Here is a 23405-nt window from a genome sequence, read left to right as displayed (position 1 = left end):
GGCGGGTGAGGACCCGATGTCGAAGGGGGAGGGGCGCGGTCGCCCCGTCTCCCCTTCGCGGCCGGTCGGCTTCCTCCGGCGGCCGACCGGCCGAGGACGACCTTGGTCAGTTGGTCTTGGTCTTTGCGGAATCCGTCTGGGCGGTTTGGGCATTGGCCTGAGTGGCGGCCGCGTTGGACGATACGGTCTGGGCGACTGGTTCGGCGACGGCCGCCGTGGTCATGACCAGACTATCCTGGATACGCTTCAGCGCCATGTTCGCCTCGTGCAGCTTGCCCTGATCGAGCATTTCGATCGCCTTGTCCACGCCTTGACTGGTTTCCTCCAGCGGCAGGCTGACGACCCGAGTGATCAAAGTCAGGTCGGCCAGCTCGAGCGCCTTGGCGGCCGCCTGCCGATCCCCTTGACGCAACTGGGCCTTCGCCTCGGAGATGGCCTTGTCTCGGGCCTGGGTCTGGGCGCCGTTCCGTTCCGGCGACGGTTGGCTGCTCGATGCTGCCTGTTTGGCGTCGGCGCTGGTCTCTGCCGTCGCCGGTGTCTCGTTGGCCGTGGCACCATCGTCCGGGACCTCGAATCCCTCCATGACCTCCAACTCGGAGAAGATGGGGATCAGGTCCAGACGCTCCTTGTTACGCGTGTGTTCGACCTTCTTGTCGCCAGTCTTGACGTCGGTCGTCACCGTCACCGGCCGGTCCTCCTTTCTGACCTGATCGAGCAGCGTGCGGCTTTCGGCGAGCAGCTTTTTGGCGCTGTCGACATAGCCGTCGTTGATCGCCAGTCGTGCCAGACGGATGTCCTGAGCGGCGGCCAGGCCGTGCTCGGAGAGTTCGGTCTGCTGTTTTGCCGAGGGTCCGCCGGTCACGAGCGTGCTGATGGTGCTCGCATCGGTGGATGGCGCCTCAGTATTGTCCGCCTGCGCGGCGTGTCGCGTGACGCCGACGAAGGCCAATGCGATCAGGGCGGCGGTCGTGAGCTGATAGGTGCGTTTCATCGAAGTCTCCTCTTGCATGATGGCAACTTGTGTCCGAGGGCATCTGCCTGATGGATCCTGAGGATCCGGTTCCAGCGCGAGTCTTCTTTCCGACGTGGACAGTATCGGACGGGGCACCTTAACGACCGGTGGCGATCGGATTAATTCGAGTTAAGCCAGCCGGTTGGCTGGTCTGGTGTCGAGGCTGGAGGCGTTCTGGGTCTGCCGCAGAGATCGGGAATCATGTCTGCCGAGCCTCGACAATTCTGTCGACCCGCACGTCGATCGTCGACGCGCTCCATCGCATCAATCGCGTAAATCATTGATGTAAAAAGACTCGTCTGTTGGCATTTCCTGTGCGTTAGGGTGTGTGCACGTCATCTGTTTCACACACGAGGAGACCATCATGCGTACGCGTCGATCCCATCTTGCCGTCATCGCCCTGAGCGCTGTGTTCACCGCGGCTCCGCTACTGGCGGCCGGCTTCAATGGCGGGCAAGGCGGTGGACAACAGGTTCTGGGCGAACTGGACGAGTTCGAGTTGCCGCATCTGCTCTATATGCGCGAGGAGGAAAAGCTGGCTCGCGACGTCTACATCATGATGCAAGAGCAGTGGGACGCGGTACTCTTCGGCAACGTCGCGGACTCCGAGCAGAGACATATGGATGCGGTCGGGGATGCCCTGGACCGCTACGGTCTCGAAGATCCGGCCTCGGATCGGATCGGGGTCTTCAATGATGGGATCTTGCAGTCGCTCTACGACACCCTGGTGGACCAGGGGGCGGTCGGCTACCAGGAGGCCCTGCTGGCCGCGGCGCTGATCGAGGAGACGGATATCCTCGACCTGAGACAGGCGTTGCAGGACACGATCGGCAATCCGGATCTCGAAATGCTCTATTCCAACCTGCAGCGCGGATCGCGCAACCATCTGCGGGCCTTCGTCGGCGAGATCGAGCGGCTTGGACTCGTCTACGCCGCTCAGGCCATGGAGCAGGGTGAGGTCGATGAAATCCTCGGCCAGTCCATGGAACGTGGCGGCAATGGTGGCGGTCAGGGTGGGCGGGGGCAGGGCGGTCGGAATTGAGCGCTCGGGGTTCCGGCCGCGTCTCTCCAGCCGCTGGTCGCATGAGTGTGACGCGCGTCGGAATCCAGGTGTCGGCTCGCGGGCCGATCCAGGTCTGGAGGGTGGGAGCGGCGAATCGCGTCCGAGTCGTTCCGGGGTCGCCAGCGGATCTCACGGCCATTCGTTCAGCAGGAAGCCGAGGCCGATCCGATTCACCGAGTGGTCGAAGTCGAGCAGGCTCTCTCCATAGCCGTTGAAGTACTGCAGGTAGAGTTTCACCGCGCCGCCCAGGCTGTAGGTCCAGTCGATCTGAACGCTGGGATGCGTCGGATTGCGGAACATCAGGCTGACATGCTGCTTGCCCAGGTCGTAGCCGGCATGGAGCTCGCCGTAGCCGAGATATTCGTAGATGTCCGGGTTGTCCGAGGGATTGGGCTCCAGGGGCGACCAGATCCGCAGGGCCAGATGGTATGGACCGCGGTCGGCCTCGGCCTGTCCGATCAGGCGGTTCCAGCTGCGCGACAGGGGATCCGAGCGTCCGTTGGACTGGTGGTCGAGCATGAGGCGCGTCGAGTGCAGCCGCCAGCCCAGCAGCGAAAGGTCCGGCTGCCAGTTCAGGCCCAGTTCGGGCTCGTAATTGGTCTCGCGGAATGGCGAAGAATATTCCTGATTGTAGGCCTGGAAGAAGGCGAGCTGGGTATAGGCGAAATAGACATCCAGGTCGCGCTCGAGGATGTCGGTCCAGAGCGGAACCTCGAAGCTGATCTGAAACTTCATTTCGACATTGTCGAGCGCGTCCCCGAGGAAGGGGATGTCGAGCCGCTCCTCATCCGGGATGTTGCGGTTCGGATTGTCGTTGTAGGTCACCGGAAGCAGATAGTTGGGCCGATAGAGTCTGACGCCGAGCGATCGGCGCCGGTCGAGATCCTCGGCCAGGCTCCGTGCGGCCGAGGCCGCTGGTGTCGTGGAGGCGGTCATGGGCGCGCTCTCGATCTCGCGAGGGGCCTGGGTTTCGGGGATGGGGGGCGGCCGAGGTCCGGTGACGGCTTTCGGAGTCTCATGGGAGGCGAGCGCATCGAAGCAGGCCAGCCTGGCGCTCGAGCGTTCGATGGCGGCGCAGCGGGAGAGCCCCTCGGCCAGATCCGCATTGGCCGTCAGGTCGGCGGTCGCTACGAGGAGGGGCACGAGGAAGAGCGACCCCAGGGTGGACTTGGAGCGGCGGGATGGACATCTCGTCGGGAGTGCTCGAACGGGGCGCATGGCCAATGGTGCGTCTTCCGGTCTCGTTGCTTTCGATAACGCCTTCATTCTGGTGGCCTTGTGCAGCGGTTGCGCGGCCACTATGGTCCGTCGCCCGGTCGATTTCAAGTCGTGTAATCCATGCCCGCGCCTCTCGCTCGTCCCCGGGGCCAAGGGATTCCGGAGTGGGAGTTTGCGTCCGGTCGGGGCAGTCGCTCCAGCAGCTCTTCCAGAATGTCGGCGAATGCCTGACCCATGGCCTCGATCATAAGGGTGGGGGTTGGGTCGGCGAGCGGGACGCGTCTGGCGATGGTGCGTTCCATGACGACCTTCGGTGTCGGATACCCGGGGTCCAGGAGCCGGAATTGGGCGGCGGCCACCGCCGCTGGCGGGCGATCCGGCCGCAGGTCGCCATGGAACCGGGTGACCAGGACGTCGAGGATTCGGGAGGCGCCGTTCGTCTCACCTGGTCGACCGACGGATTCGAATGGACCCGCCTCTTCGAGCCAGCTGGCGATGGCGGATCCGATGAGGTCTTTTGGATCGGCGATCCAGACATGCTCGGGGTCCGTTGCGTAGCGGACCGAGTCCAGTCGCACGACCAACTCCCGGCCTGAGAACTCGGGGGCGACTCTCACCCTTCCGAGCGCGAGGCGTCCTGCGTCACGGGCGGGCCGGACCGATGGGGTTGGGATTTCGATGGCGTAGGTGGTGGGCTCGGGGCGTGGAGTGCCGAGCGCGCATCCGCCGAGCGCCGCAAGCAGGCCGAGCGTCGGAATCAGACCGGGCGAGCCCAGCCGTTGGTGTCGGCTCCGTGGGGTCATTGGCTGTCTCTCCAGGGGATGTCGATGGGCCGGGCAGGGCGCCCGATGATGATCGAGCTCGGGTCCCGTTTCAGTGTCTCGGACAGGTCGCGGAGATTGTCCGCCGCGGCTCTGAGATCCTCGATCATGACGCGGACGTCGTATTGATTGTCACCGACGACGGCCTCGAGTCGTTCGGCCGTCCGGTCCAGGGTGTCCAGCATGCGTCCGAGCGGGGCCTGGTCGGCGATCTTGCGCAGCCGGGCCGAGAGCGCCGCGGTGTCCTCGAGCGTGCGTCCGATGTTCGGGTCGGCGAGGAGCCTCTCCAGCCGCTCGGCGGTTTTGGAGACATTCTGGACCGCCTCATCGATGGGGGTCGTGTCGAGCATGCGATCCAGTCTTCGGACCAGACCCCGGGCGTCGGCGATCAGACCCTGCAGTGCGTCCGTCAACTCCTGGATCTGCAATTGGCCGAGATCCTGGCTCAATTGCGCGACCAGAAGATTGAGATTGCCCCCCAGTTCGCTGATTCCGGCCTCGTTGAGCGCCGCGAGGAGCTTCTGGGCATCGGCGATGAATTCGCCCGGAAGACTGCGTGCCGAGGGGATATAGGGGTTGAGGGGTTCCCAGTCGAAGGGCAGCGCGGGGTAGCGTACGGGATCGAAATAGTCGAGGACCAGATAGAGCTGACCGGTGACGCCCGCGAGCTGGGTTTGGGCGCGCAGTCCTCGGGCGACATAGCTGGGAATCTCCTGGCTCCATTGGCCGATGAGGGCCTCGGGTCCGGTGATTCGTGCCCTGACGAGGATATAGGCCCGGCGTTCGTCCAGCGGCTTCTCGCGCTCGTAAGTCACGGAGGACAGCTGGATCTCGCTCACCTGTCCCACGGCCACGCCGCGGAAATTGACTGCCGATCCCACCTCCAGTCCGGCGACGGATTGGTCGAAATAGGTCTCGATGACCAGATTCGGCCGCAGCATGTCGCGGACGCCGAGCTGAAAGATCAGCCCGAGCAGCAACGCGAGAGCAAGGATCACGAAGAGGCCGAGTCGGCGGTAGGTGCGGCTCTCGTCCATGCGTGTCTCCAGGGTCATGCGGGCGGGGTATCGGGGCGGTGGTTGAAGAACTGCCGCACCCGCGGGTCCTGGCTGCGATCGCGCAGGTCGGCGGGCGATCCCATGGCGATGATGCCTCGACTTTCGGCATCGAGCATGATCGCCCGGTCGGCGATGGTGAAGATGCTCTGCAGCTCGTGGGTGACGACCACGAAAGTGAATCCCAGTCGCCGACGCAGATCGAGGATGGTGCGGTCCAGGTTGGCCGCCGTGATGGGGTCGAGTCCCGCCGAGGGTTCGTCCAGCATGAGGATGTCGGCTCCCAGCGCCATGGCGCGCGCGATTCCCGCCCTCTTGATCATGCCGCCGGACAGTTCCGCGGGCATCATGGTCTCGGCGTGCCCGAGTTCGACCAGATGCAGCAGCATGCGGGCGATCAGATTGCGCTGCCGCAAGCCGATGCGTGTGAACTCGTCGAGCGGGAAGCGGACGTTCTCCAGGACGCTCAGGGATCCGAACAGGGCACCGCTCTGATAGGTGATGCCCAGCCCGCGCTGCAGCCGTGCCTTGGTGGCCGGATCGGCCATGACGATGCTTTCCCCGTCGATCAGAACGTCTCCGCTCAATGGCCGCTGCAGACCGGTCATGCCCTTCATCAGGGTCGATTTGCCGCAACCCGATTCACCCAGGATCACCAGGATCTCTCCGCGCTCCACGTCGAACCAGAGGTCTTCCAGGATGGGTTGGCTCCCGTATCCGATCGCGAGCCCGCGCACGCTGACGATCGGGCCGCGAGTGCCGCTCGGGTTGGTAGCCGTCGGGCATGATTCGGGGAGCGGCATCCGGTCTCCGTTCATGCGTCGAACAGGATGGTGAAGAGGCCGTCCAGCACTACGATACAGACGATGCTCGTCACCACGGCGCCGGTCGCGGAGAGCCCGACCGCCGTGGCCCCGGCCCCGGTGGTCAGCCCCCGCCGACAGCCGATCGCGGCGATGGCGAGACCGAATGTGGCCGCCTTGAGGAGTCCGACGAAGAGGTCCTCGAGCTCCACGACGCTCAGGAGCCGATAGTAGAATTGGTATAGCCCGATGTCGAAACGGATCAGCACCAGCGCGCCGCCGAACAGCCCGACCACGTCGGCGAAGACGGTCAGCAGCGGGACCACCAGCGCGGCGGCCAGGAGTCGCGGCAATACCAGGAAATGGATTGGATCCAGGCCGAAGGTCCGGATGGCGTCGAGCTCCTCGTTCACCTTCTGGGTGCCGATCTGGGCGGCGAAGGCCGCGCCCGAGCGCCCGGCGAACAGGATCGCCGTCATGAGCGGGCCGAGCTCGCGCAGCATCGCGATGCCGACACCGTCGATGACGAAGATGACGGCGCCGAATTCGCGCGCCACCAGAGCGATCTCGAAGGCGATGATGACGCCCATGAGAAAGCCGATCAGCAGAACGATGGGGACTGCGTTGGCCCCGGCCTCGGCCGCGATGTCCAGGGTCTCGCGCCATCGGATCGGGTTTCCGCGTCTGGAGAGCGGACCGAGCGTCCTGGCGCAGTCGGCGATGAAGTCCAGCCAGTTCCCGATCTGGCGCATCTTCCGGCGCGTCACGTATCCCAGCTGCTCGATGGCGGGACGGGATGGCGGCGATTCGGGGCGAGTCCCCAGCTCGCTCGCTGGATAGTCGGGGACGAGCGCGGACAATTCCGGAGACAGGTTTCGGATGATGACCCCGGTTCCAGGCGCGCGCGTTTCTTGTCTCAGCTCATATAAGAATGCGATTCCCGTGTCGTCGATGCGTTTCAGTCGCGAGGCATCGATCAGGATCTCGCGTTTCGGATGAGCCTGGAGGAGAGCCAGGGCGCGTTCCCAGACCGGTGCGATGGTGAATGCGGTGAGTTGCTCGTCCAGCATCAGATCCGGCTCGGGAGATTCGCATGATGGGCGAGGTGTCGCATCCATATTCGATCAAGATAGTCTCGGCTGGAGGATGTTGCAGGGGGCTTCGGTCTTGGGACGGCTCTGGCGTCGGTATGGTTGGAGGGCGGGATTCCGACGGTGCGGATATTCCGCCGCATTTTGAGTCCTGGCTCGGCGTCTCATTATGTCGATGATTGTAAAGATTTTATTCGGCCTGGGACGGCGGGCTGTCGTTTGGCCGAACCCGGGTGGCCGATTCAAGTGATGTGTGCTGCTCGCAACAGGATGTCGTCGGCGGGGCTTCTCGGGGCGTTTCGGGTCCGCTTCGATGGGCGGCGCGGATTCCTGTCGTTTCGTCTTGCGTCAGGTGTCGGGGTGTTTCGGCTAAGGGTGCGGTACGGAGGATTTTTCGAGGGCTGTCCGGGGCGGGGTTAGGGTATTTGTCAGCTTGACTGGATTCGGTCGATCGGTCATTTTTCAGGCTGTTATCCTGCGAATGCAGATACCTGATGGCTTGTTGAGTGCGAAAATGATACACATCGGCTCGATGTGTCTTTTTTCGCCCAATCTGTTGCAAAACGCCATGTCGTCCTCTATAGTTCACAGCGCAAAGCATGATTGCGCTCGGTTTCTGCAGTCAATCTGACAAATTCACAACAGCGGAGAACAGCATGAACAAGAAACTTCTTACCCTGGCGGTCGCCGCCGCAATGGTTGCTCCGACCGCAGCGATGGCAGAGGCCATCCTCTACGGTAAGCTGCATATGTCCATCGACTACGCCGATGTCGACGCCACCGACTTCAAGGGCTGGGGCCTCAATGGCAAGGGCGCCGTTCCTGGCGAGGGTCGCGCCAACCGCATCGGCGTCAAGGGTTCCGAGGATCTGGGCAACGGGCTCAAGGCCATTTACCAGGTCGAGTTCGGCATCAAGATGACTGAGGAAAGCACCTCCGGCAACATCGCCTCCGGGGGCAACGACACCGTTTCCATGCGTAACAGCTACGTGGGTCTGGCCGGCGGCTGGGGTACCTTCCTGGTCGGTCGTCACGACACCCCGATGAAGATCTCCACCGGCAAGCTGGATCTCTTCTCCGACACCATGGCCGACTACAACGGCACCGTCGGCTTCGACGATATCCGTGCCGACAATGCTGTCGCCTACATCAGCCCCAGCCTCAGCGGCTTCCAGCTGGCCGCGGCCATGGTCGCCGGCGGCGGTTCCACGGCTGGTTACGGCACCAACTACAACTCCGACAGCCTGGCCGAGGCCTACTCCGTCGCCGGTATCTACAGCAACGGCCCCTTCTATGCGTCCTTGGCCTACGAGTCCCTGGGCAGCGAGCTGTTCATGGACACCGTCGCCAGCGAACTGGGCAGCCTGGACCCCGCTCATGTCGGCGACGACTACACCAAGTGGCGTGTCGGTCTCGGCCTGATGGACTGGAACGGCTTTACCCTGACCGGTATCTATGAAGAGCAGTCCGATCTTCCGGCCGGCCAGCTCTCTCCGAGCACCGAGCCCGAGAAGCTGAAGCTCTGGCAGATCCAGGCCGGCTATTCCTTCGGCAACAACATGGTCAAGGCCATGTACGGCAGCGGCAATCGTGACGGCCGCTTCGACGACGCCGACAACCTCAGCGAATTCAAGGATTCCATCGAGGGTGATTACTACACCTGGGCGATCGCCTTCGACCACAGCCTGAGCAAGCGCACCAAGGCCTACGTCCTCTACACCCAGTACGACGACGATGCGCCGGATTCGGATTGGGACGGCTTCTCCGTCGGTATGATCCACAGCTTCTAATCGCGATATCCCATCGCTTTAGAATGGAAAACGGGGCCTTCGGGCCCCGTTTTCGTTTGCGTCTCCATTCCCTCGCGAAGATCCAATGGCTGGATGGCGCTCCGGGATCAGGGACGGGTCAGTGTCCTGGGGCCCTGTGCCGAGCCGAGGATCAACACATCCGCCGGTCTCAAGGCGAAGATTCCGACCGTCACGACTCCGGCGATGGCGTTGATTCGGGTCTCCAGTTCGGCCGGGGCTTCGATCTGAAGGTTGTGGACGTCGAGGATGAGGTTGCCGTTGTCGGTCACGAAGCCATCCCGCCAGACGGGGGTTCCGCCGAGCTGGACCAATTCCCGTGCGACATAGCTGCGCGCCATTGGAATGACCTCGACGGGCAATGGGAATGCGCCGAGCCGATCGACCAGCTTGGATTCGTCGGCGATACAGACGAACTGCCTGCTGGCGGCCGCGACGATCTTTTCGCGCGTCAAGGCCCCGCCGCCGCCCTTGATCAGTTCGAGACGACCGTTGGATTCGTCCGCCCCGTCCACATAGAGCGACAGCTCGCCGGTCGCATTGAGATCGAGCACCTCGATTCCGTGCTGGCGCAGGCGCGCCGTCGACGCCTCGGAGCTCGAAACCGCGCCCTCGATGCGACTCTTGACGGTGGCGAGCGCGTCGATGAAGTGATTGACGGTCGAGCCCGTTCCGACGCCGATCACGCCGCCTTCGACATGATCGAGCGCGGCCTCGGCGGCCTGACGTTTGAGGTCGTCCTGGTTCATCTCTTGTTGTCCTCCGGTTGGATCCTTATTGGGGGGCGAATCATAGCAGAGAGCCCGTGGGGCCGATTCCTCGGGGTTCTCTGGTGCCGTACAGGCGGGACTCGGTCGCGACGGCATCGAGCCGGACATCCCATGGTGCCGGTTCGATTTGCTCCAGACGCTGGCATTCGTGAGCCACGCCGATCAGTCTCGGGCGTCGCCAGCGGTTTCGAAATCTGAGAAACGCGAGGCTGCGGTCGTAATAGCCTCCGCCCATTCCGATGCGGTTGCAGGTCGCGTCGAATGCGACCAGCGGCAGGATCAGCAGGTCCAAATGCCTGGCGGTCAGCAGCTGCGATCCAGCCGCGACAGGCTCTGGAATGCCGTATCGATTGGGGCGCAGACGCGCTTGCGGTCGGTAGCGAGCGAACCGGAGCGGCGGCTGCGACGCGCGGACTGGCGAGGTGCTCAACACGGGGAGATGGCATTCTTTGCCGAGCGCGAGGGCTCGGGCCATCAAGGGACGGGGATCGAGCTCTCCGTCCGCGGGCCAATAGAAGGCGATGCGGCGTGCGTGAAGGAACTCGAACCGGCGACCGAGCCTTTTGGCGACGGCCTCGGCATGAAGTCTCTGCGACTGCGGGGGCAGTGCGCGTCTTGCGCGCCTGATCTCGCGCCTTGGTGGTGAGGACGACTGCATGCGATGAAGAGGTAGGGACACCCCCCATCAGTGCCGTTGCAGGCCTTTGTTCTTGAACCTTATGGTTCAAGTGGGGACAGTCGGTGCCGCTTCAGGCTTTCCGCTCGTGGCGGACATGCGCAACAGCCGTTTCCGTCATATCCCCGGGGTAGCGATTAGGCTCAAGAAAATACCCAGGCCGCTCTCGAACACCATAGGGGGTGTCTTGTGAACTAGGCTATACCCTTTCGTCCGATGCGTCCAGCGGGGGCTCGGAGTGTGGTTGCGATTCGTGATCCGGGTCGGCCGCCTCGAACGCGGGATGCTCGGCGGCGGGCGGATCGCCGGCCATGGCCGCAGCGACCTGCTCCTGCAGCTGTCTGAGCCGTCTGCCGGTATCGTCGCCGTAACCCGAACGCGAGCGCTGGAGCTGGATGAGGTCGTGAGCGATGTTCAGCGCGGCCATGACCGCGATCCGGTCGGTACCGATCACGCGTCCGGACTGACGGATCTCGCGCATGCGGTGATCGAGCAGACGGGCCGACGCCCGCAAGTCGTCCTGCTCATGGTATTCGCAGGCGATGCGATACTCCTTTTCGAGAATCTTGATACTGACTTGCAAGGGCTCTTCAATCACAGGTTTTCCTCCATCGCGCGCAACCGGGACAGCATTGCCTCAACACGGCTCCGTGCCTGCTCGGTTTTTTCGATCAGCTCGCTGCGTTCGGCGACCAGACTCTCCTGACGTGCGCGCAACGATGCATTTTCATCCCGGAGCCGTCGGTTCAGCTGGATCAATGCATGCACCTGTTGCTCCAGTCGGTCGAGGTCGAAGTTGGCCAAAGTCCACGACTCCGTTGAAATTCTGCGCACTATAGAAGGGGTGCCGTGAGCGGTCAATCGCACAGAGGCGCATGCTATGATCCCAAGTCCAGAGTTGCGATTGGGCGCGTCTCGGCGCCGGGGGGAGGTCACGGACAACGAATATCACGAGGTCGGCCATCTGCTCGAGGCCACCCATCTGGTTCCATCGCCGAGCGAGGCGCACGGCATCTTGTGCGGGCTGGTCTGTGGCGGATCCAAGGATCCGGTGGCGGCTTGGCTCGAGCATCTGTTCTCCGATCGGGACGCGGATCCGGCCGAATCGTCCGAGGTACGCCAGCATCTCGAGGAATATGGCGCGCAGGCCGCGGACTCGGCTCGGGACCGCAGCGAGGGATTGAGGCTCCTGCTGCCGGACGAGGAGGCGGCGCTGTTGGAACGTGCCACCGGCGTCTACGACTGGGTTCGCGGTTTTCTGTTCGCGGTCGGCACGCTGGGCGTGAAGGAATCCGACCTCTCCGAGCAGGGACGGGAGGTCATCCGCGATTTCGCCGATCTGACCCGCATGGATCTGGCCGGCCTCGAAGAGAGCGAGGAGAACGAGGAGGCGCTGATGGAGATCACCGAGTTCGTCCGGGTCGCCGCCATGCTCATCCAGGAGGAGCGCAATCCCCCGGCGCCCGGAGCGGCCGGCTCATGACCTCGGCCGAATTCAAGCGCCGCAGACGGGCCCTGGCCAAGGCGATCGGGCGCGATGGGATCGCCATCCTGCCTGCTGCCCGAGAGGCGGTGCGCAACCGTGACGTCCACTATCCCTTTCGCCAGGACAGCGATTTCCTCTATCTCACCGGCTTTCCGGAGCCCGATGCCTTCCTCGCCCTGGTTCCCAGGCGCAAGGACGGCGAGTTCGTGCTCTTCTGCCGGCCGAGCGATCCGGAGCGCGAGCAGTGGGACGGCCGGCGGCTCGGCGTCGAGGGCGCCATCGCCCGATGCGGTGCCGATGAGGCGCATCCGCTGATCGATCTGGACGAACGCATGCCCGAGCTGATCGAGGGACGCAAGCGGCTCTATTATCCCATCGGCATCGATCCGGATCTGGATCGGCGGGTCATGGGGTGGGTGAACAAGGTGCGCTCCAAGATCCGGCTCGGCGCGATCGCACCCGATACCTTCGTTGCCGTCGATTCCCTGCTCCACGAGCAGCGTCTGCGCAAGAGCGTCGCCGAGCAGAAGACCATGCGCCGCGCCGCGCGGATCTCGGCTCAGGCGCATTGCCGTCTGATGCGGCTCTGCGCCCCAGGCATGGGCGAGCGCGAGCTGGAGACCGAGTTCCAGCATGCCTGTGCCGAGCAGGGCGCCCGCCATCTCGCCTATCCCTCCATCGTGGGCGGCGGGGCCAATGGCTGCATCCTGCACTATGTCGAGAATGCCGATCCGTTGCGCGACGGCGATCTGGTGCTGATCGACGCCGGCTGCGAGCTCGACGGCTACGCCTCCGACATCACCCGGACCTTTCCGGTCAATGGGCGCTTCTCCCCGCCCCAGCGCGAACTCTACGAGCTGGTGCTCGCGGCCCAGCTCGCCGCGATCGACGAGGCGCGTCCGGGCGCCGGCTGGAATGCGCCGCACGATGCCGCCGTTCGCGTCCTCACCAAGGGGCTGGTGCGTCTGGGCATCCTCTCGGGCAAGGTGGGCAAACTGGTCGAAGAGGAGGCCTACAAGCCCTATTACATGCACCGAACCGGTCATTGGCTGGGGATGGACGTTCACGACGTGGGCACCTATAAGGTCGATGGCGATTGGCGTAGATTGGAGCCGGGCATGGTCTTGACCGTCGAGCCCGGGCTCTATATGCCGAACGACGATTCGGTCCCTGAGCCCTATCGCGGAATCGGCATCCGCATCGAGGACGATGTGCTCATCACCGAGAAAGGGAGCGAGGTGCTGACGTGCGACGTGCCTAAGGATCCGGACCGCATCGAGGCATTGATGCGACGCTGATTCCGGTTCGGCGCCCCCGGCGCCTGGCCTTGGCTCAGGGAACCGTGGTACCGATTCGGTGCCTCACAGGTGCCGCTTGCAGTGCTCGCGCCGCTCGCTCCATCCTCGAGCGGCCGAGCGCGGCGGGCGGGAACCGACGGCAGATGCATGCGCTGGAGGCCGATGGCTTGAGGTCGACAGCTCGAACAACGATCGAACCAACCCGGGTCTGAACGCGATGTACCAATACGACGTCACCATTGTCGGCGGTGGTCTGGTCGGAGGCAGTCTGGCCTGCGCCCTGGCCGATACAGGGCTCAAGGTCGCCTTGATCGAGGCGGTCTCGCCCCAGTCGCATGTCCAGCCGAGCTACGACGAGCGGGTCATCGCCCTGTCGCTCGGCAGCCAGCGCATCTTTCGCGCGATCGGCGTCTGGTCCGAGATGGTCCCGGAGGCGGAGCCGATCCTGCGCGTCCACGTCTCCGACCGCGGGCATTGCGCCTTCACCCGTCTCGATCATGCCGAGGAGGGCGTCGAGGCGCTGGGCTACGTCATCCCGGCCCGGTCAATCGGCTCGGCGATCCAGATCGGGCTCGAATACGCCAACAATCTCGAGATCTTCCGTCCGGCGCAGCTTCTGGCCCACCGCGTCTGCGGCGACGGCGTCGATCTGAGTCTGCGCGCCGACGGTGAGATGGTCGATCTGCGCACCCGGCTTCTGGTCGCCGCCGACGGCGGCCACTCGGGGATTCGCGAGGGGCTGGATCTGAAGGTGTCCGAGCATGACTACGGACAGGATGCCGTCATCGCCACCGTCACCCCCGACCGGCCTCAACGCGGCGTCGCCTTCGAGCGCTTCACGGACAGCGGCCCCCTGGCCATGCTGCCCATGACGGCGGATCGTTACTCGGTGGTTTGGACCTGTCGCGAATCCGAGACCCAGGAGCTTCTATCCCTGGACGACGATGACTTCTTGGGGCGCCTGCAGGCGCGCTTCGGCTTTCGGCTCGGGCGTCTCGGTCAGGTGTCGGCGCGTCGGGTCTATCCGCTCAAGTTCCTGCTCACCCGCGATTCGGTCCAGGACCGTGTGGTCCTGATCGGCAATTCGGCCCACACCCTTCATCCGGTCGCCGGCCAGGGATTCAATTTGGGGCTGCGCGATGTTGCCGGATTGGCCGATGTGCTGGCGGATTGCGCGGTCGATGGGCGCGATCCGGGCGCGCCCGAGACGCTCGCCGGCTACAGCCGCTGGCGGACCCGCGACCAGAAGGCGACCGCCGGGCTGACGGATGCCCTGGTCCGTCTCTTCACCCCCGATTGGACGCCGCTGATCATGGCGCGTGCCGCCGGCATGCTGGGCGTGGATCTTTTGCCCTGCGCACGCCATCGGCTGGCCAGGCGCTTCATGGGATTGGGTGGCCGTCAGCCGCGGCTGGCCAGCGGTCTTTCGCTTGGTGGAGGTCGGCATGAGTGAGATGGATCTGGATTTCGATCTGATCGTCGTCGGCGGCGGCATGGTGGGCGCGGCCTTCGCCCGGGCACTGTCCGGCCAAGGCTATGCGATCGCCCTGATCGAGCCGCGCGAGCCGCAGCGCCAGTGGCCGGCCGGCGAGATCGACCTGCGGGTCTCGGCCCTGAGCCGGGCGAGCCAGCGGATGCTGCAGCGGCTCGATGCCTGGGACCGCATCCTCGTGCTGGGGGCCAGCCCCTACCGTCAGATGCATGTCTGGGACGCCGTTGGCGGCGGCCAGATCCATTTCGACAGCCTGGACGTAGGCGAGTCCGATCTCGGGCACATCGTCGAGAACCGGGCGATCCAGCTCGCGCTCTGGGAGGAGCTGGAGGCGGCCGAGGACATCCGGCTCATGTGTCCCGCGGCCATTTCCGACATGGAGCGGACCCGGGACGGCTGGAGCCTGCTGCTCACCGACGGTCGCGCGCTCCAGACGCCCTTGCTGGTCGGTGCCGACGGGCGCGACTCGCTGGTCCGCGAACTCGCCGGGATCGCGACCGAGGGTTGGGAATACGGCCAGAAAGCGATCGTCGCCAACGTCCGCACCGAGCGCTGGCACCAGGAGACCGCCTGGCAGCGCTTCCTGCCGACCGGTCCGCTCGCCCTGCTGCCGCTCGCCGACGGGCGCTGCTCCATCGTCTGGTCCGCGGACGACGCGCGCGCCGCCCAGCTCCTGGCGATGGACGAGGATGCCTTTTCCGCCGAGCTGACCGATTCCTTCGAGTCGCGGCTGGGACGACTGGCGCTGGACGGACCCCGGGCGGCGGTGCCGCTGCGTCTCCAGCATGCCAAGCAGTACGTACAGCCGGGTCTCGCGCTCATCGGCGACGCGGCCCATGCCATCCATCCCCTGGCCGGTCAGGGCGTCAATCTCGGCTTCCTGGACGCGGCCGAACTGGCCGAGGCATTGACCCTCGCCAGGTCCTCCGGGCGCTCGCCAGCGGGTCTCTGGACCCTGCGACATTACGAGCGCGCCAGGCGCGGAGACAATCTCGCCATGCTCTATGCCATGGACGGATTCAAGCGTCTCTTCGGTCAGGATCGCGAGCCGCTCGCCGGTCTGCGCGGCCTGGGGCTGCGCATCACGGATCGTCTCCTGCCGCTCAAGCGTCTCTTCATGGATCGCGCGCTGGGGCTCGGCGACGGCCTTCCGCCGCTGGCGCGCCCCTCGACCGGGCGCTGATCCACTGCATGCATCCATGCAGCGGTGATTTCGATTTGGACCGGCCGGCGCTTTTGGTTAGTCTTGCCGCCATTTGAGCCGGATCGGTCGCGAGATCCACGAGCGTCCGCCGATCCGATGGCCGATGTGGACGCTCTGCACGTTTGAGCGCGTCGGTGCCGCTCGATCCTTCCGCTGTCATCCAAGAACACAAGGGGACGAACATGTCTGCGAAGAACGCCTTCTATGCCCAATCCGGTGGAGTCACCGCCGTCATCAACGCCTCGGCCTGCGGTGTCATCGAGACCGCGCGTCGTCACACGGACAAGATCGCCAACGTCTATGCCGGGCGCAACGGCATCATCGGCGCTCTGACCGAGGATCTGATCGACACCAGCCAGGAGTCCGACGAGGCGATCGCCGCCCTGCGCTACACCCCGTCCGGCGGCTTCGGCTCCTGCCGCTACAAGCTCAAGAGCCTGGAGGCCAACAAGCGCGAGTACGAGCGTCTGATCGAGGTCTTCAAGGCCCACGACATCGGCTACTTCTTCTACAATGGCGGCGGCGACTCGGCCGATACCTGCTACAAGGTCTCGCAGCTGTCGGAGACGCTGGGCTATCCGGTCCAGGCCATCCACATCCCCAAGACCGTCGACAACGACCTGCCGATCACAGACAACTGCCCGGGCTTCGGCTCGGTCGCCAAGTACATCGCGACCTCGGCGCTGGAGGCGTCCTTCGACGTGCGCTCCATGTCCAAGACCTCGACCAAGATCTTCGTGCTCGAGGTGATGGGGCGTCATGCCGGTTGGATCGCTGCCGCCGGCGGTTTGATCGAGGATCACGACATCCCGGTCCTCATCCTCTTCCCCGAGATCCAGTTCGATCAGGAGCGCTTCCTGGCCGCGGTCAAGGAGAAGGTCGAGCGCTTCGATTTCTGCACCATCGTCGTCTCCGAGGGTGCCAAATACCCCGACGGCCGTTTCCTCGCCGAGCAGGGCACCCGTGACGCCTTCGGTCATGCCCAGCTCGGCGGTGCCGCGCCGGTCGTGGCCAACATGATCAAGGATGCCACCGGCTACAAGTTCCATTGGGCGGTCGCGGACTATCTGCAGCGCGCCGCGCGCCACCTGGCCTCCAAGACCGACGTCGAGCAGGCCTATGCCATGGGTCGCGCCGGGGTCGAGTTCGCGCTGGCCGGCCACAATGCCGTGATGCCGACCGTCAAGCGTCTCGGCAACGATCCCTATGCCTGGGAGGTCGGCGAGGCGCCCCTGTCCGAGGTCGCCAACGTCGAGAAGTTCATGCCGCGCGATTTCATCACCGAGGACGGCTTCGGCATCACCCCAATGTGCAAGGAATATCTGATCCCGCTGATCCAGGGCGAGGACTATCCTCCGTTCGAGCGCGGCCTGCCCAAATACGTGACCCTGAAGAACGCCCCCGTGGCACGCAAGCTGGAGGCATTCGAGCTCTGATCGCGTCTCTCGTCATCCCGTCGCCACGGGATGGACACAATTCCTTGAGAATCCCAAGCATTGGGATTTTCAAGGCCTTCTTGCATTACAATTACCGGCTAAACGTCGCAGCGGGCCCTTCAGGGCCTTTTTGCGTTGGTTCCATGGATCCCGCGGCGACGCCACTCTTCCTCGATTTCTTCAGAAATTCCGCAGCGTTTGCGGCTCTATAGAGGCTCTTCATGGATCTTTCCAAGGTTTCCCGGGGCGACAACGTACCCCATATCCTCAACGTCATCATCGAGATTCCGGCGCATTCCGATCCGGTTAAGTACGAGATGGACAAGGACACGGGTGCAATGTTCGTCGACCGCTTCATGTCCTCCGCCATGTACTATCCATGCAACTACGGTTACGTGCCTCATACCCTGTCCGCGGACGGCGACCCGGTGGACGTCCTGGTCGTGACCCCCTATTCGCTGATCCCGGGGTCGGTCATCAAGTGCCGCCCGGTCGGCGTGCTCACCATGACCGACGAATCCGGCGACGACGCCAAGATCCTCGCGATCCCGATCGACACGCTCTACAAGGGCTACCGCAACGTCGAGAGCTTCCGCGACATGCCGCAGCATCTGCTCGACCAGATCGCCCACTTCTTCGAGCACTACAAGGATCTCGACGAGGGCAAATGGGTGCGCGTCGGCGGCTGGGGCGGCCGTGAAGAGGCGTGCCAGGAGATCATGGCCAGCGTCAAGATGTTCGAGGACGCACCGGAGAAGCCGGCCTTCTGATGGCGCTGACCCATTTCACCCGGTCGGGCGACGCCCACATGGTCGATGTGGGCGACAAGGCCGCGACCCGGCGTCGGGCCGTGGCCGAGGGCTGGATCCGGATGGAGCCGGAGACCCTGTCGCTGATCGAACAGGGTGGACATGGCAAGGGCGACGTGCTCGGCATCGCGCGCGTTGCCGGGATCATGGGTGCCAAGCGGACCGCCGATCTGGTTCCGCTTTGCCATCCGCTGAGTCTGACGAAGGTCGCCATCGACCTGGAGTGTCGGCCTGGCGAGAACGCCGTGCGCTGTCGCGCCAGCGTCGAGACCCGCGGCCAGACCGGCGTGGAGATGGAGGCGCTGTGCGCGGTCCAGGTCTCCCTGCTGACGATCTACGATATGTGCAAGGCCGTGGATCGTGGCATGAGCATGACCGACATCCGGCTCGTCGAGAAATCCGGCGGTCGCTCGGGCCATTGGGTCCGTGATCGCGAGACATCCTCGTCCGACTCCTGATCCAGCCATCCCATCGCTCCCGCCTTCTCATAGGGCGCGGCCTTCATCTCTCCCGTCTTTCACCGAGGATGCGCTCCGACGATGAACCCCTTCTATCAGCGTGCCCACTTCCTGTCCGCCGCCAACCGGCTCGATCAGGCCCCGGAGGACGTCGGCCGCGAGGTGGCCTTCGCGGGACGCTCCAACGCCGGGAAATCGAGCGCCATCAACGCCATCTGTCACCAGAAGGCGCTCGCCCGGACCAGCAAGACGCCCGGGCGCACCCAGCAACTGATCTTCTTCGAACTGGACGAGCAGCGCCGTCTGGTCGATCTGCCCGGCTACGGCTATGCCAAGGTCTCGGAGTCGGTCAAGCTCGAGTGGCAGAGACATCTGTCGCACTATCTGGAATACCGGCACTCGCTGGCCGGGCTGGTCATCGTCATGGACGTCCGGCATCCCCTCACCGACTACGATCGTCAGATGCTGGCCTGGGGACTGAAGGGCGAGATGTCCCTGCTGCTGCTGCTGACCAAGGCGGACAAGCTCAAGAAGGGGGCCGCGCGTTCGGCTCAGCTCGCGGTGGAGCGCGCCGTCGCCGATCGGGCCGGCCGAGTGAGCGTCCAGCTCTTTTCGGCCCCGGAACGCCAGGGCGTCGAGTCGGTCCAGGCGGTGCTGGATCGCTGGCTGGAGGTGGGGCAAAGCTGACGCCGATGAGGCTGAAGGCATCGATCGGCTTCAGCGTTCGCCCCAGGGATGGGCCTTCCCTCCTCGCCAAGCGGCTTGATCTCGACGCGCCCGGTCAGTGGCCCGATCGGACGGGCGGAGGCGGAGGTCCCTGGTCGTAGCTAGGGCCGGGATACTGATAGGCCGACGAGGGATACCCCGTGCCGTCGTCGTGACAGGGGGCCTCCCAATAGGGAATCCCATAGTGTCTCCGAGGCGGATAGGCGGGATAGGCGCGAGGCACGCGATTCTGGTCCGAGCGGCCGCCGAACATGGCCTGGGCGGCCTCGCGCTGTTCGTCGGTCATGGCTTCGATGGTCTTGCGATAGGCTTCGTAACGTTCGGCCATCGCCTGTCGGTGCTTGGATGCCTCCTCCCAGGGCGATGCATCCGGCATGGGCACTCCGCGCTCGCTCGCTTCCTGCTGCATTTGGTGCCAACGGGCCTCGCGCTCGGCCTGTCGGCGTTCGCGCTCGGCGGCCGATCGCCCGCGCTCTGACATTCGGGCATCGTTGTCCTCCCATGGCGGCGTCTCGGGCAATTCGATCCCGACCTCGGCGGCCCGGGACCTGAGGTCCTCATAGCGCTGGCGGCGTTGCGCGTCGGCGGCGGCGCGACGTTCGGCCGCCTGGATACGCGCGGCATCGGCCGGAGACGATTGGGCGGGGCCGTCCGTACTCTGGATCTCTGACCTATTTTGCGGCCTGTCCTCGGCCCGGGCCGGACCCGGGGCCAAGAACTGGTTCAGAATCAGCGCGAATGCGGTGGCTGAGGCGAAGGTGGCGAAAGCGGATCGCTCGATCATCGTTGCTCCTCGTTCGGTTTGGGCGCAAGCACTGCGGGTGGTGCCTGACTCGACGAGTGTACACCGCGATCGGCAGGTCGCCCATGGGTTGGACTACCCTGGTACGGAACCGTCATACCAGCGCGGATGAGCGATTCGGGCCACCTGGGCTAGAATTCCTGCTTCAAACACCGATTGGCGGCGGGTACGGCCTGCCTGAAGGAGCGACATGCACATTGGCGATCTGATGGCAGCAAGCGGGGTCAAGTTCGGCACTAGCGGTGCCCGTGGTCTTGCCTCCGATATGACCGACCGGGTCTGTTATGCCTATACGGTCGGTTTTCTGCGCTATCTCCAGGAGGTCGGAATCCTGGTCTCGGGCCAGTCGGTCGGTATCGCGGGCGATCTGCGTCCAAGCACGTCCAGAATCATGGCGGCCTGTGCCCGCGCGGTTCAGGATCTCGGCTGCCGGCCATGCAACTACGGTCACATCCCCAGTCCGGCGCTTGCCGCCAGGGGGCTCGCCCTCGGTATCCCGAGCCTGATGGTCACCGGAAGCCATATTCCGGACGACCGCAACGGTATCAAGTTCAATCTGCCGACGGGCGAGATCCTCAAGCAGGACGAAGAGGGCATCCGCGAGCAGGAGGTCGAGTGTCCCGATGGCCTCTTCGATGCCTCGGGCGCCTTCGTCGACGCGGATGCCGCGCGGCTTCCCGAACTCGACGCGTCGGCCTATCGCGATTATGTCGCGCGCTATCTCGACTTCTTCCCCTCCGCCTGTCTGGCCGGTCTGAGGATCGGGATCTACGAGCATTCGAGCGTCGCGCGCGAGCCCTATGCCGAGGTGCTCGCGGGGCTCGGTGCGGAGATCGTGCGTCTCGGGCGCTCGGAGCGTTTCATTCCGGTCGATACCGAAGCCATCCGGCCCGAGGACGTCGAGCTGGCGCTCCGATGGGCTGCGGACGGGCGTTTCGATGCCCTGGTCTCGGCGGATGGCGACGGCGACCGGCCGCTGGTCGGTGACGAGCAAGGCGTCTGGTTGCGTGGCGACATCGCTGGCGTGCTCTGTGCCCGTCAGCTGGGTGCCAGCGGCGTGGTGACGCCGGTGAGCAGCAACACGGCGGTCGAGAAATGCGGCTGCTTCCAGTCGGTCCGTCGGACCCGGATCGGTTCGCCCTTCGTGATCGAAGGAATGCAGGAGCTCTTGGGGCAGGGGCTGGCACCCGTGGTCGGCTACGAGGCGAACGGCGGATTCCTGCTCGCCAGCCATATCGAGTCCGACGGACGCCGTCTGGCGGCCCTGCCGACGCGCGACGCCGTGCTGGTCGCCGTGACCATCCTGCTGGCGTCGGTGGAGCGGAGCAAGCCGCTCTCGGCCCTGGCGAGCGATCTGCCGCAGCGTTTCACCTACAGCGATCGGCTCAAGGATTTCCCGACCCACATCAGCCAGGCCCGAATCGCCGCACTGGTCGGCGGCGACTTTCCCCAGGACAAGGCGGCCATCGAGGGGCTGTTCGGCGCGCATTTCGGCACGGTCGCCGGGATCGACGTCACCGACGGTCTTCGCATTACCTTCGACAGCGGCGAGATCGCCCATCTGCGTCCCTCGGGCAACGCCCCCGAGCTGCGGGCCTATACCGAGTCCGACAGCCCGGAGCGCGCCCGCGAGATGAACGACATCTGCATGGAGATCCTCTCGACCTGGCGGCGATGATTTCAGCCGCCAGCGGGTAGGGCGCAATAGGCCGCCTGCGTTCGTTGGCTGCGACGCCTTTTCGATGACAAGGGGCTCCATGGACCGCCGGCGTTTGATCTGGGGGCGGCCGTATTGCGCCGTATGGGGGCGGCGGAAGCGATCGATCGATGTCTCATCGCGCCCGGCATGCGGCGCAATACGCTGTCGCTATTGCGCCCTACGGTAGGGCGAGGTTGGGCCGACGAAAGGAGGCCCAACATGCGACGGGTAGCTCTTCAAAGCAGGAATATGGTCGCCAGGCCGAGGAATGAGAGGAAACCGACCACGTCGGTGACCGTGGTGAGGATGACGCCGCCGGCCAGTGCGGGGTCGATCCCGAAGCGTTCGAGCAGCAGCGGGAGCATGGCCCCGGAGAAGGCGGCGGCGAGCAGGTTGATGCTGATGGCGGCGCCGATCACGAGCGCGATATTGGTGTCGTGGAACCAGAGCCGGGCGATGAGTGCGACCACCAGGGCCCAGATGACGCTGTTGATGCCGGCGACCGCCATCTCCTTCCACAGCAGCCAGCGGGCGTTTTTGATCGAGAGCTGGCCGACCGCGATACCGCGGATGGCGAGCGTGAGCGTCTGGGTGCCGGCGATGCCGCCCATGCTGGCCACCACCGGCATGAGCACGGCGAGTGCCACCACCTGCTGGATGGTCGCCTCGAAGCGTCCGATGACCCAGGCGGCGAGGAAGGCGGTGAGCAGGTTGACCCCGAGCCAGAGCGCCCGGCGGCGTGCGCTGAGCAGTACCGGGGCGAACATGTCCTCGGTCTCGGACAGACCGGCCTGGCCCATGAACTGGTGCTCGGCCTCCTCGCGGATGACGTCCATGACGTCGTCGACCGTGATGCGTCCGAGCAGGCCGCCGTCCTCGTCGATGACCGGCGCCGTGACCAGGTCGTGCTGCTCGAACCGGGTTGCCACCTCGCGCGCGCTCCAGGTCGCCGGAATGGCCTGTATGTCGAGCGTCATGGCCTCGGCGACCGAATCCTCGGGGTCGTGGGTGACCAGGTCGGTCAGATAGAGGACTCCGAGATAGTTCCCCTTGCGGTTGACCACGATGAGGTTGTCGGTGATGTCCGGCAGTCCGTCCTTGAGCCGGCGCAGATAGCGCATCACCACGTCGAGCGTCATCTCGGGGCGCACCGTCACAGTGTCGGTGTTCATGAGACCGCCGGCGCTGTCCTCGGGGAAGGACAGGGCCTTTTCGAGCCGGTCGCGGCGCTGCTGGTCGAGCGAGTTGACAACCTCCTGGGTGATGGCGACCGGCAGGTCCTGGAAGATGTCGGCCAGGTCGTCGGTGTCGAGGCTGCCCACGGCGGCGACCAGCTCGCCCGTGTCCATCAGCTGGATCAGGTGCTCGCGGACGTCGTCGTGGAGATAGGTCAGGACCTCGCCGTCGTACTCGGCCTCGACCAGGTTCCAGGCCAGCTCGCGCTCCTTGGGCGGGAGCGATTCGAGCAGATGCGCGATCTCGGCCGGCTGCAGCGCGTTGAGCATGCGCGCGGCCCGACGCATGCCGCCCTGCTGAAGGATCTGGTGCAGATCGTCGAAGCGGGTGCCGTCGGGATTGCTGGGAACGGAGACGCTCATAGGTGCCTTGTCGGTCGCTCGCGGGGTGGTCGGTCGGGATGCCTCTGAGACCCTATGCTACCAGAGCCGGCCGGCGATCC

23 protein-coding genes and 1 other RNA gene are annotated in these 23405 nt (G+C 64.9%); 11 read left to right on the top strand and 13 right to left on the bottom strand.

The genetic code is table 11. The features are described from left to right. Positions 1-106: 106 nt before the first annotated feature. Positions 107-991 carry a YfdX family protein gene (locus D779_RS04605; RefSeq protein ID WP_198295661.1) on the bottom strand — a complete coding sequence of 295 codons (885 nt, stop codon included), beginning with the start codon at positions 989-991 and terminating at the stop codon, positions 107-109. Between the two features lie 385 nt (positions 992-1376). Here D779_RS04605 and D779_RS04600 point away from each other — a divergent pair, with 385 nt between their 5' ends. Beyond that, positions 1377-2054: a DUF2202 domain-containing protein gene (locus D779_RS04600; RefSeq protein ID WP_043750160.1), complete on the top strand. Its 678-nt coding sequence runs from the start codon at positions 1377-1379 to the stop codon at positions 2052-2054. Positions 2055-2204: 150 nt separating this feature from the next. Here D779_RS04600 and D779_RS04595 read toward each other — a convergent pair whose 3' ends face one another. The 5 genes from D779_RS04595 to D779_RS04575 form a co-directional block, all read right to left on the bottom strand. Further along, on the bottom strand, positions 2205-3218 hold the full coding sequence (locus tag D779_RS04595; protein WP_157726314.1) for a phospholipase A: 1014 nt from the start codon (positions 3216-3218) through the stop codon (positions 2205-2207). A 179-nt stretch (positions 3219-3397) separates the two neighbouring features. Further along, positions 3398-4096: an ABC-type transport auxiliary lipoprotein family protein gene (locus D779_RS04590; RefSeq protein ID WP_043750081.1), complete on the bottom strand. Its 699-nt coding sequence runs from the start codon at positions 4094-4096 to the stop codon at positions 3398-3400. Next, on the bottom strand, positions 4093-5169 hold the full coding sequence (locus D779_RS04585; protein WP_043750078.1) for an MlaD family protein: 1077 nt from the start codon (positions 5167-5169) through the stop codon (positions 4093-4095). The genes D779_RS04590 and D779_RS04585 overlap by 4 nt, the downstream gene beginning before the upstream one ends. Further along, on the bottom strand, positions 5166-5972 hold the full coding sequence (locus tag D779_RS04580; protein ID WP_043750155.1) for an ABC transporter ATP-binding protein: 807 nt from the start codon (positions 5970-5972) through the stop codon (positions 5166-5168). The genes D779_RS04585 and D779_RS04580 overlap by 4 nt, the downstream gene beginning before the upstream one ends. A gap of 11 nt (positions 5973-5983) precedes the next feature. Beyond that, complete coding sequence (locus D779_RS04575; RefSeq protein WP_043750152.1) at positions 5984-7042, bottom strand: ABC transporter permease; 1059 nt, start codon at positions 7040-7042, stop codon at positions 5984-5986. Between the two features lie 677 nt (positions 7043-7719). Here D779_RS04575 and D779_RS04570 point away from each other — a divergent pair. Beyond that, entirely contained in the window at positions 7720-8853 is a 1134-nt protein-coding gene (locus D779_RS04570) for a porin (RefSeq protein WP_043750076.1), read from the top strand. 107 nt (positions 8854-8960) lie between these two features. Here D779_RS04570 and rpiA read toward each other — a convergent pair whose 3' ends face one another. The 5 genes from rpiA to D779_RS04550 form a co-directional block, all read right to left on the bottom strand. After that, positions 8961-9620: a ribose-5-phosphate isomerase RpiA gene (gene rpiA, locus D779_RS04565; protein WP_043750073.1), complete on the bottom strand. Its 660-nt coding sequence runs from the start codon at positions 9618-9620 to the stop codon at positions 8961-8963. 40 nt (positions 9621-9660) lie between these two features. Continuing rightward, a complete protein-coding gene (locus D779_RS04560) occupies positions 9661-10299 on the bottom strand; it encodes a 5-formyltetrahydrofolate cyclo-ligase (protein WP_052347826.1) in 639 nt (212 codons plus the stop codon). 17 nt (positions 10300-10316) lie between these two features. Beyond that, positions 10317-10502: non-coding RNA, 6S RNA (gene ssrS, locus D779_RS21520), on the bottom strand. A 14-nt stretch (positions 10503-10516) separates the two neighbouring features. After that, positions 10517-10900 carry a cell division protein ZapA gene (locus tag D779_RS04555; protein WP_232424064.1) on the bottom strand — a complete coding sequence of 128 codons (384 nt, stop codon included), beginning with the start codon at positions 10898-10900 and terminating at the stop codon, positions 10517-10519. 11 nt (positions 10901-10911) lie between these two features. After that, entirely contained in the window at positions 10912-11121 is a 210-nt protein-coding gene (locus D779_RS04550; protein ID WP_043750068.1) for a TIGR02449 family protein, read from the bottom strand. Positions 11122-11197: 76 nt separating this feature from the next. Here D779_RS04550 and D779_RS04545 point away from each other — a divergent pair, with 76 nt between their 5' ends. From D779_RS04545 to yihA, 8 genes are all read left to right on the top strand, one after another. Further along, positions 11198-11800, top strand: a complete 603-nt coding sequence (locus D779_RS04545; protein ID WP_232424063.1) for a UPF0149 family protein — start codon at positions 11198-11200, stop codon at positions 11798-11800. Further along, positions 11797-13101 (top strand): Xaa-Pro aminopeptidase, encoded by a 1305-nt coding sequence (gene pepP, locus D779_RS04540; RefSeq protein ID WP_043750065.1) that lies wholly within the window; start codon positions 11797-11799, stop codon positions 13099-13101. Before D779_RS04545 ends, pepP begins: the two co-directional genes overlap by 4 nt. 217 nt (positions 13102-13318) lie before the next feature. Continuing rightward, the gene (gene ubiH, locus D779_RS04535; protein WP_043750060.1) at positions 13319-14554 is read left to right on the top strand and encodes a 2-octaprenyl-6-methoxyphenyl hydroxylase; all 1236 of its coding nucleotides are present in this window, start codon (positions 13319-13321) and stop codon (positions 14552-14554) included. After that, entirely contained in the window at positions 14547-15776 is a 1230-nt protein-coding gene (locus D779_RS04530) for a UbiH/UbiF/VisC/COQ6 family ubiquinone biosynthesis hydroxylase (protein ID WP_043750143.1), read from the top strand. The genes ubiH and D779_RS04530 overlap by 8 nt, the downstream gene beginning before the upstream one ends. A gap of 203 nt (positions 15777-15979) precedes the next feature. After that, positions 15980-17233 carry a 6-phosphofructokinase gene (locus tag D779_RS04525; RefSeq protein ID WP_043750057.1) on the top strand — a complete coding sequence of 418 codons (1254 nt, stop codon included), beginning with the start codon at positions 15980-15982 and terminating at the stop codon, positions 17231-17233. 221 nt (positions 17234-17454) lie between these two features. Further along, positions 17455-18003: an inorganic diphosphatase gene (gene ppa, locus D779_RS04520; RefSeq protein WP_043750054.1), complete on the top strand. Its 549-nt coding sequence runs from the start codon at positions 17455-17457 to the stop codon at positions 18001-18003. Next, positions 18003-18500, top strand: coding sequence for a cyclic pyranopterin monophosphate synthase MoaC (gene moaC / locus D779_RS04515; RefSeq protein WP_043750050.1), 498 nt, complete (start codon positions 18003-18005; stop codon positions 18498-18500). Before ppa ends, moaC begins: the two co-directional genes overlap by 1 nt. A gap of 81 nt (positions 18501-18581) precedes the next feature. Beyond that, positions 18582-19187 carry a ribosome biogenesis GTP-binding protein YihA/YsxC gene (gene yihA / locus D779_RS04510; protein WP_043750047.1) on the top strand — a complete coding sequence of 202 codons (606 nt, stop codon included), beginning with the start codon at positions 18582-18584 and terminating at the stop codon, positions 19185-19187. Between the two features lie 94 nt (positions 19188-19281). On the opposite strand, the gene D779_RS04505 is transcribed toward yihA, so the two are convergent. After that, entirely contained in the window at positions 19282-20010 is a 729-nt protein-coding gene (locus D779_RS04505) for a hypothetical protein (protein ID WP_043750045.1), read from the bottom strand. Between the two features lie 208 nt (positions 20011-20218). Between D779_RS04505 and D779_RS04500 the strand changes: the two genes are divergently transcribed. Next, complete coding sequence (locus tag D779_RS04500) at positions 20219-21706, top strand: phosphomannomutase (RefSeq protein ID WP_043750042.1); 1488 nt, start codon at positions 20219-20221, stop codon at positions 21704-21706. 257 nt (positions 21707-21963) lie between these two features. Here D779_RS04500 and mgtE read toward each other — a convergent pair whose 3' ends face one another. Continuing rightward, positions 21964-23325: a magnesium transporter gene (gene mgtE / locus D779_RS04495; RefSeq protein WP_043750039.1), complete on the bottom strand. Its 1362-nt coding sequence runs from the start codon at positions 23323-23325 to the stop codon at positions 21964-21966. Positions 23326-23405: the final 80 nt, after the last annotated feature.

Origin of the sequence: Imhoffiella purpurea (genome assembly GCF_000585215.1) — a bacterium.
GTDB lineage: Bacteria > Pseudomonadota > Gammaproteobacteria > Chromatiales > Chromatiaceae > Imhoffiella > Imhoffiella purpurea.
This window is presented reverse-complemented; position numbering and strand designations above follow the sequence as displayed.

Bases quoted from the DNA above. Each gene is read 5' to 3' on its own strand.
- D779_RS04500 (WP_043750042.1), top strand. From the start codon at position 20,219: ATGCACATTGGCGATCTGATGGCAGCAAGCGGGGTCAAGTTCGGCACT.
- ubiH (WP_043750060.1), top strand. From the start codon at position 13,319: ATGTACCAATACGACGTCACCATTGTCGGCGGTGGTCTGGTCGGAGGC.
- D779_RS04575 (WP_043750152.1), bottom strand. From the start codon at position 7,042: ATGCTGGACGAGCAACTCACCGCATTCACCATCGCACCGGTCTGGGAA.
- D779_RS04505 (WP_043750045.1), bottom strand. From the start codon at position 20,010: ATGATCGAGCGATCCGCTTTCGCCACCTTCGCCTCAGCCACCGCATTC.
- D779_RS04600 (WP_043750160.1), top strand. From the start codon at position 1,377: ATGCGTACGCGTCGATCCCATCTTGCCGTCATCGCCCTGAGCGCTGTG.
- D779_RS04585 (WP_043750078.1), bottom strand. From the start codon at position 5,169: ATGACCCTGGAGACACGCATGGACGAGAGCCGCACCTACCGCCGACTC.
- D779_RS04605 (WP_198295661.1), bottom strand. From the start codon at position 991: ATGAAACGCACCTATCAGCTCACGACCGCCGCCCTGATCGCATTGGCC.
- D779_RS04580 (WP_043750155.1), bottom strand. From the start codon at position 5,972: ATGCCGCTCCCCGAATCATGCCCGACGGCTACCAACCCGAGCGGCACT.
- D779_RS04560 (WP_052347826.1), bottom strand. From the start codon at position 10,299: ATGCAGTCGTCCTCACCACCAAGGCGCGAGATCAGGCGCGCAAGACGC.
- ppa (WP_043750054.1), top strand. From the start codon at position 17,455: ATGGATCTTTCCAAGGTTTCCCGGGGCGACAACGTACCCCATATCCTC.
- D779_RS04590 (WP_043750081.1), bottom strand. From the start codon at position 4,096: ATGACCCCACGGAGCCGACACCAACGGCTGGGCTCGCCCGGTCTGATT.
- D779_RS04525 (WP_043750057.1), top strand. From the start codon at position 15,980: ATGTCTGCGAAGAACGCCTTCTATGCCCAATCCGGTGGAGTCACCGCC.
- rpiA (WP_043750073.1), bottom strand. From the start codon at position 9,620: ATGAACCAGGACGACCTCAAACGTCAGGCCGCCGAGGCCGCGCTCGAT.
- yihA (WP_043750047.1), top strand. From the start codon at position 18,582: ATGAACCCCTTCTATCAGCGTGCCCACTTCCTGTCCGCCGCCAACCGG.
- D779_RS04570 (WP_043750076.1), top strand. From the start codon at position 7,720: ATGAACAAGAAACTTCTTACCCTGGCGGTCGCCGCCGCAATGGTTGCT.
- moaC (WP_043750050.1), top strand. From the start codon at position 18,003: ATGGCGCTGACCCATTTCACCCGGTCGGGCGACGCCCACATGGTCGAT.
- pepP (WP_043750065.1), top strand. From the start codon at position 11,797: ATGACCTCGGCCGAATTCAAGCGCCGCAGACGGGCCCTGGCCAAGGCG.
- D779_RS04545 (WP_232424063.1), top strand. From the start codon at position 11,198: ATGATCCCAAGTCCAGAGTTGCGATTGGGCGCGTCTCGGCGCCGGGGG.
- D779_RS04530 (WP_043750143.1), top strand. From the start codon at position 14,547: ATGAGTGAGATGGATCTGGATTTCGATCTGATCGTCGTCGGCGGCGGC.
- mgtE (WP_043750039.1), bottom strand. From the start codon at position 23,325: ATGAGCGTCTCCGTTCCCAGCAATCCCGACGGCACCCGCTTCGACGAT.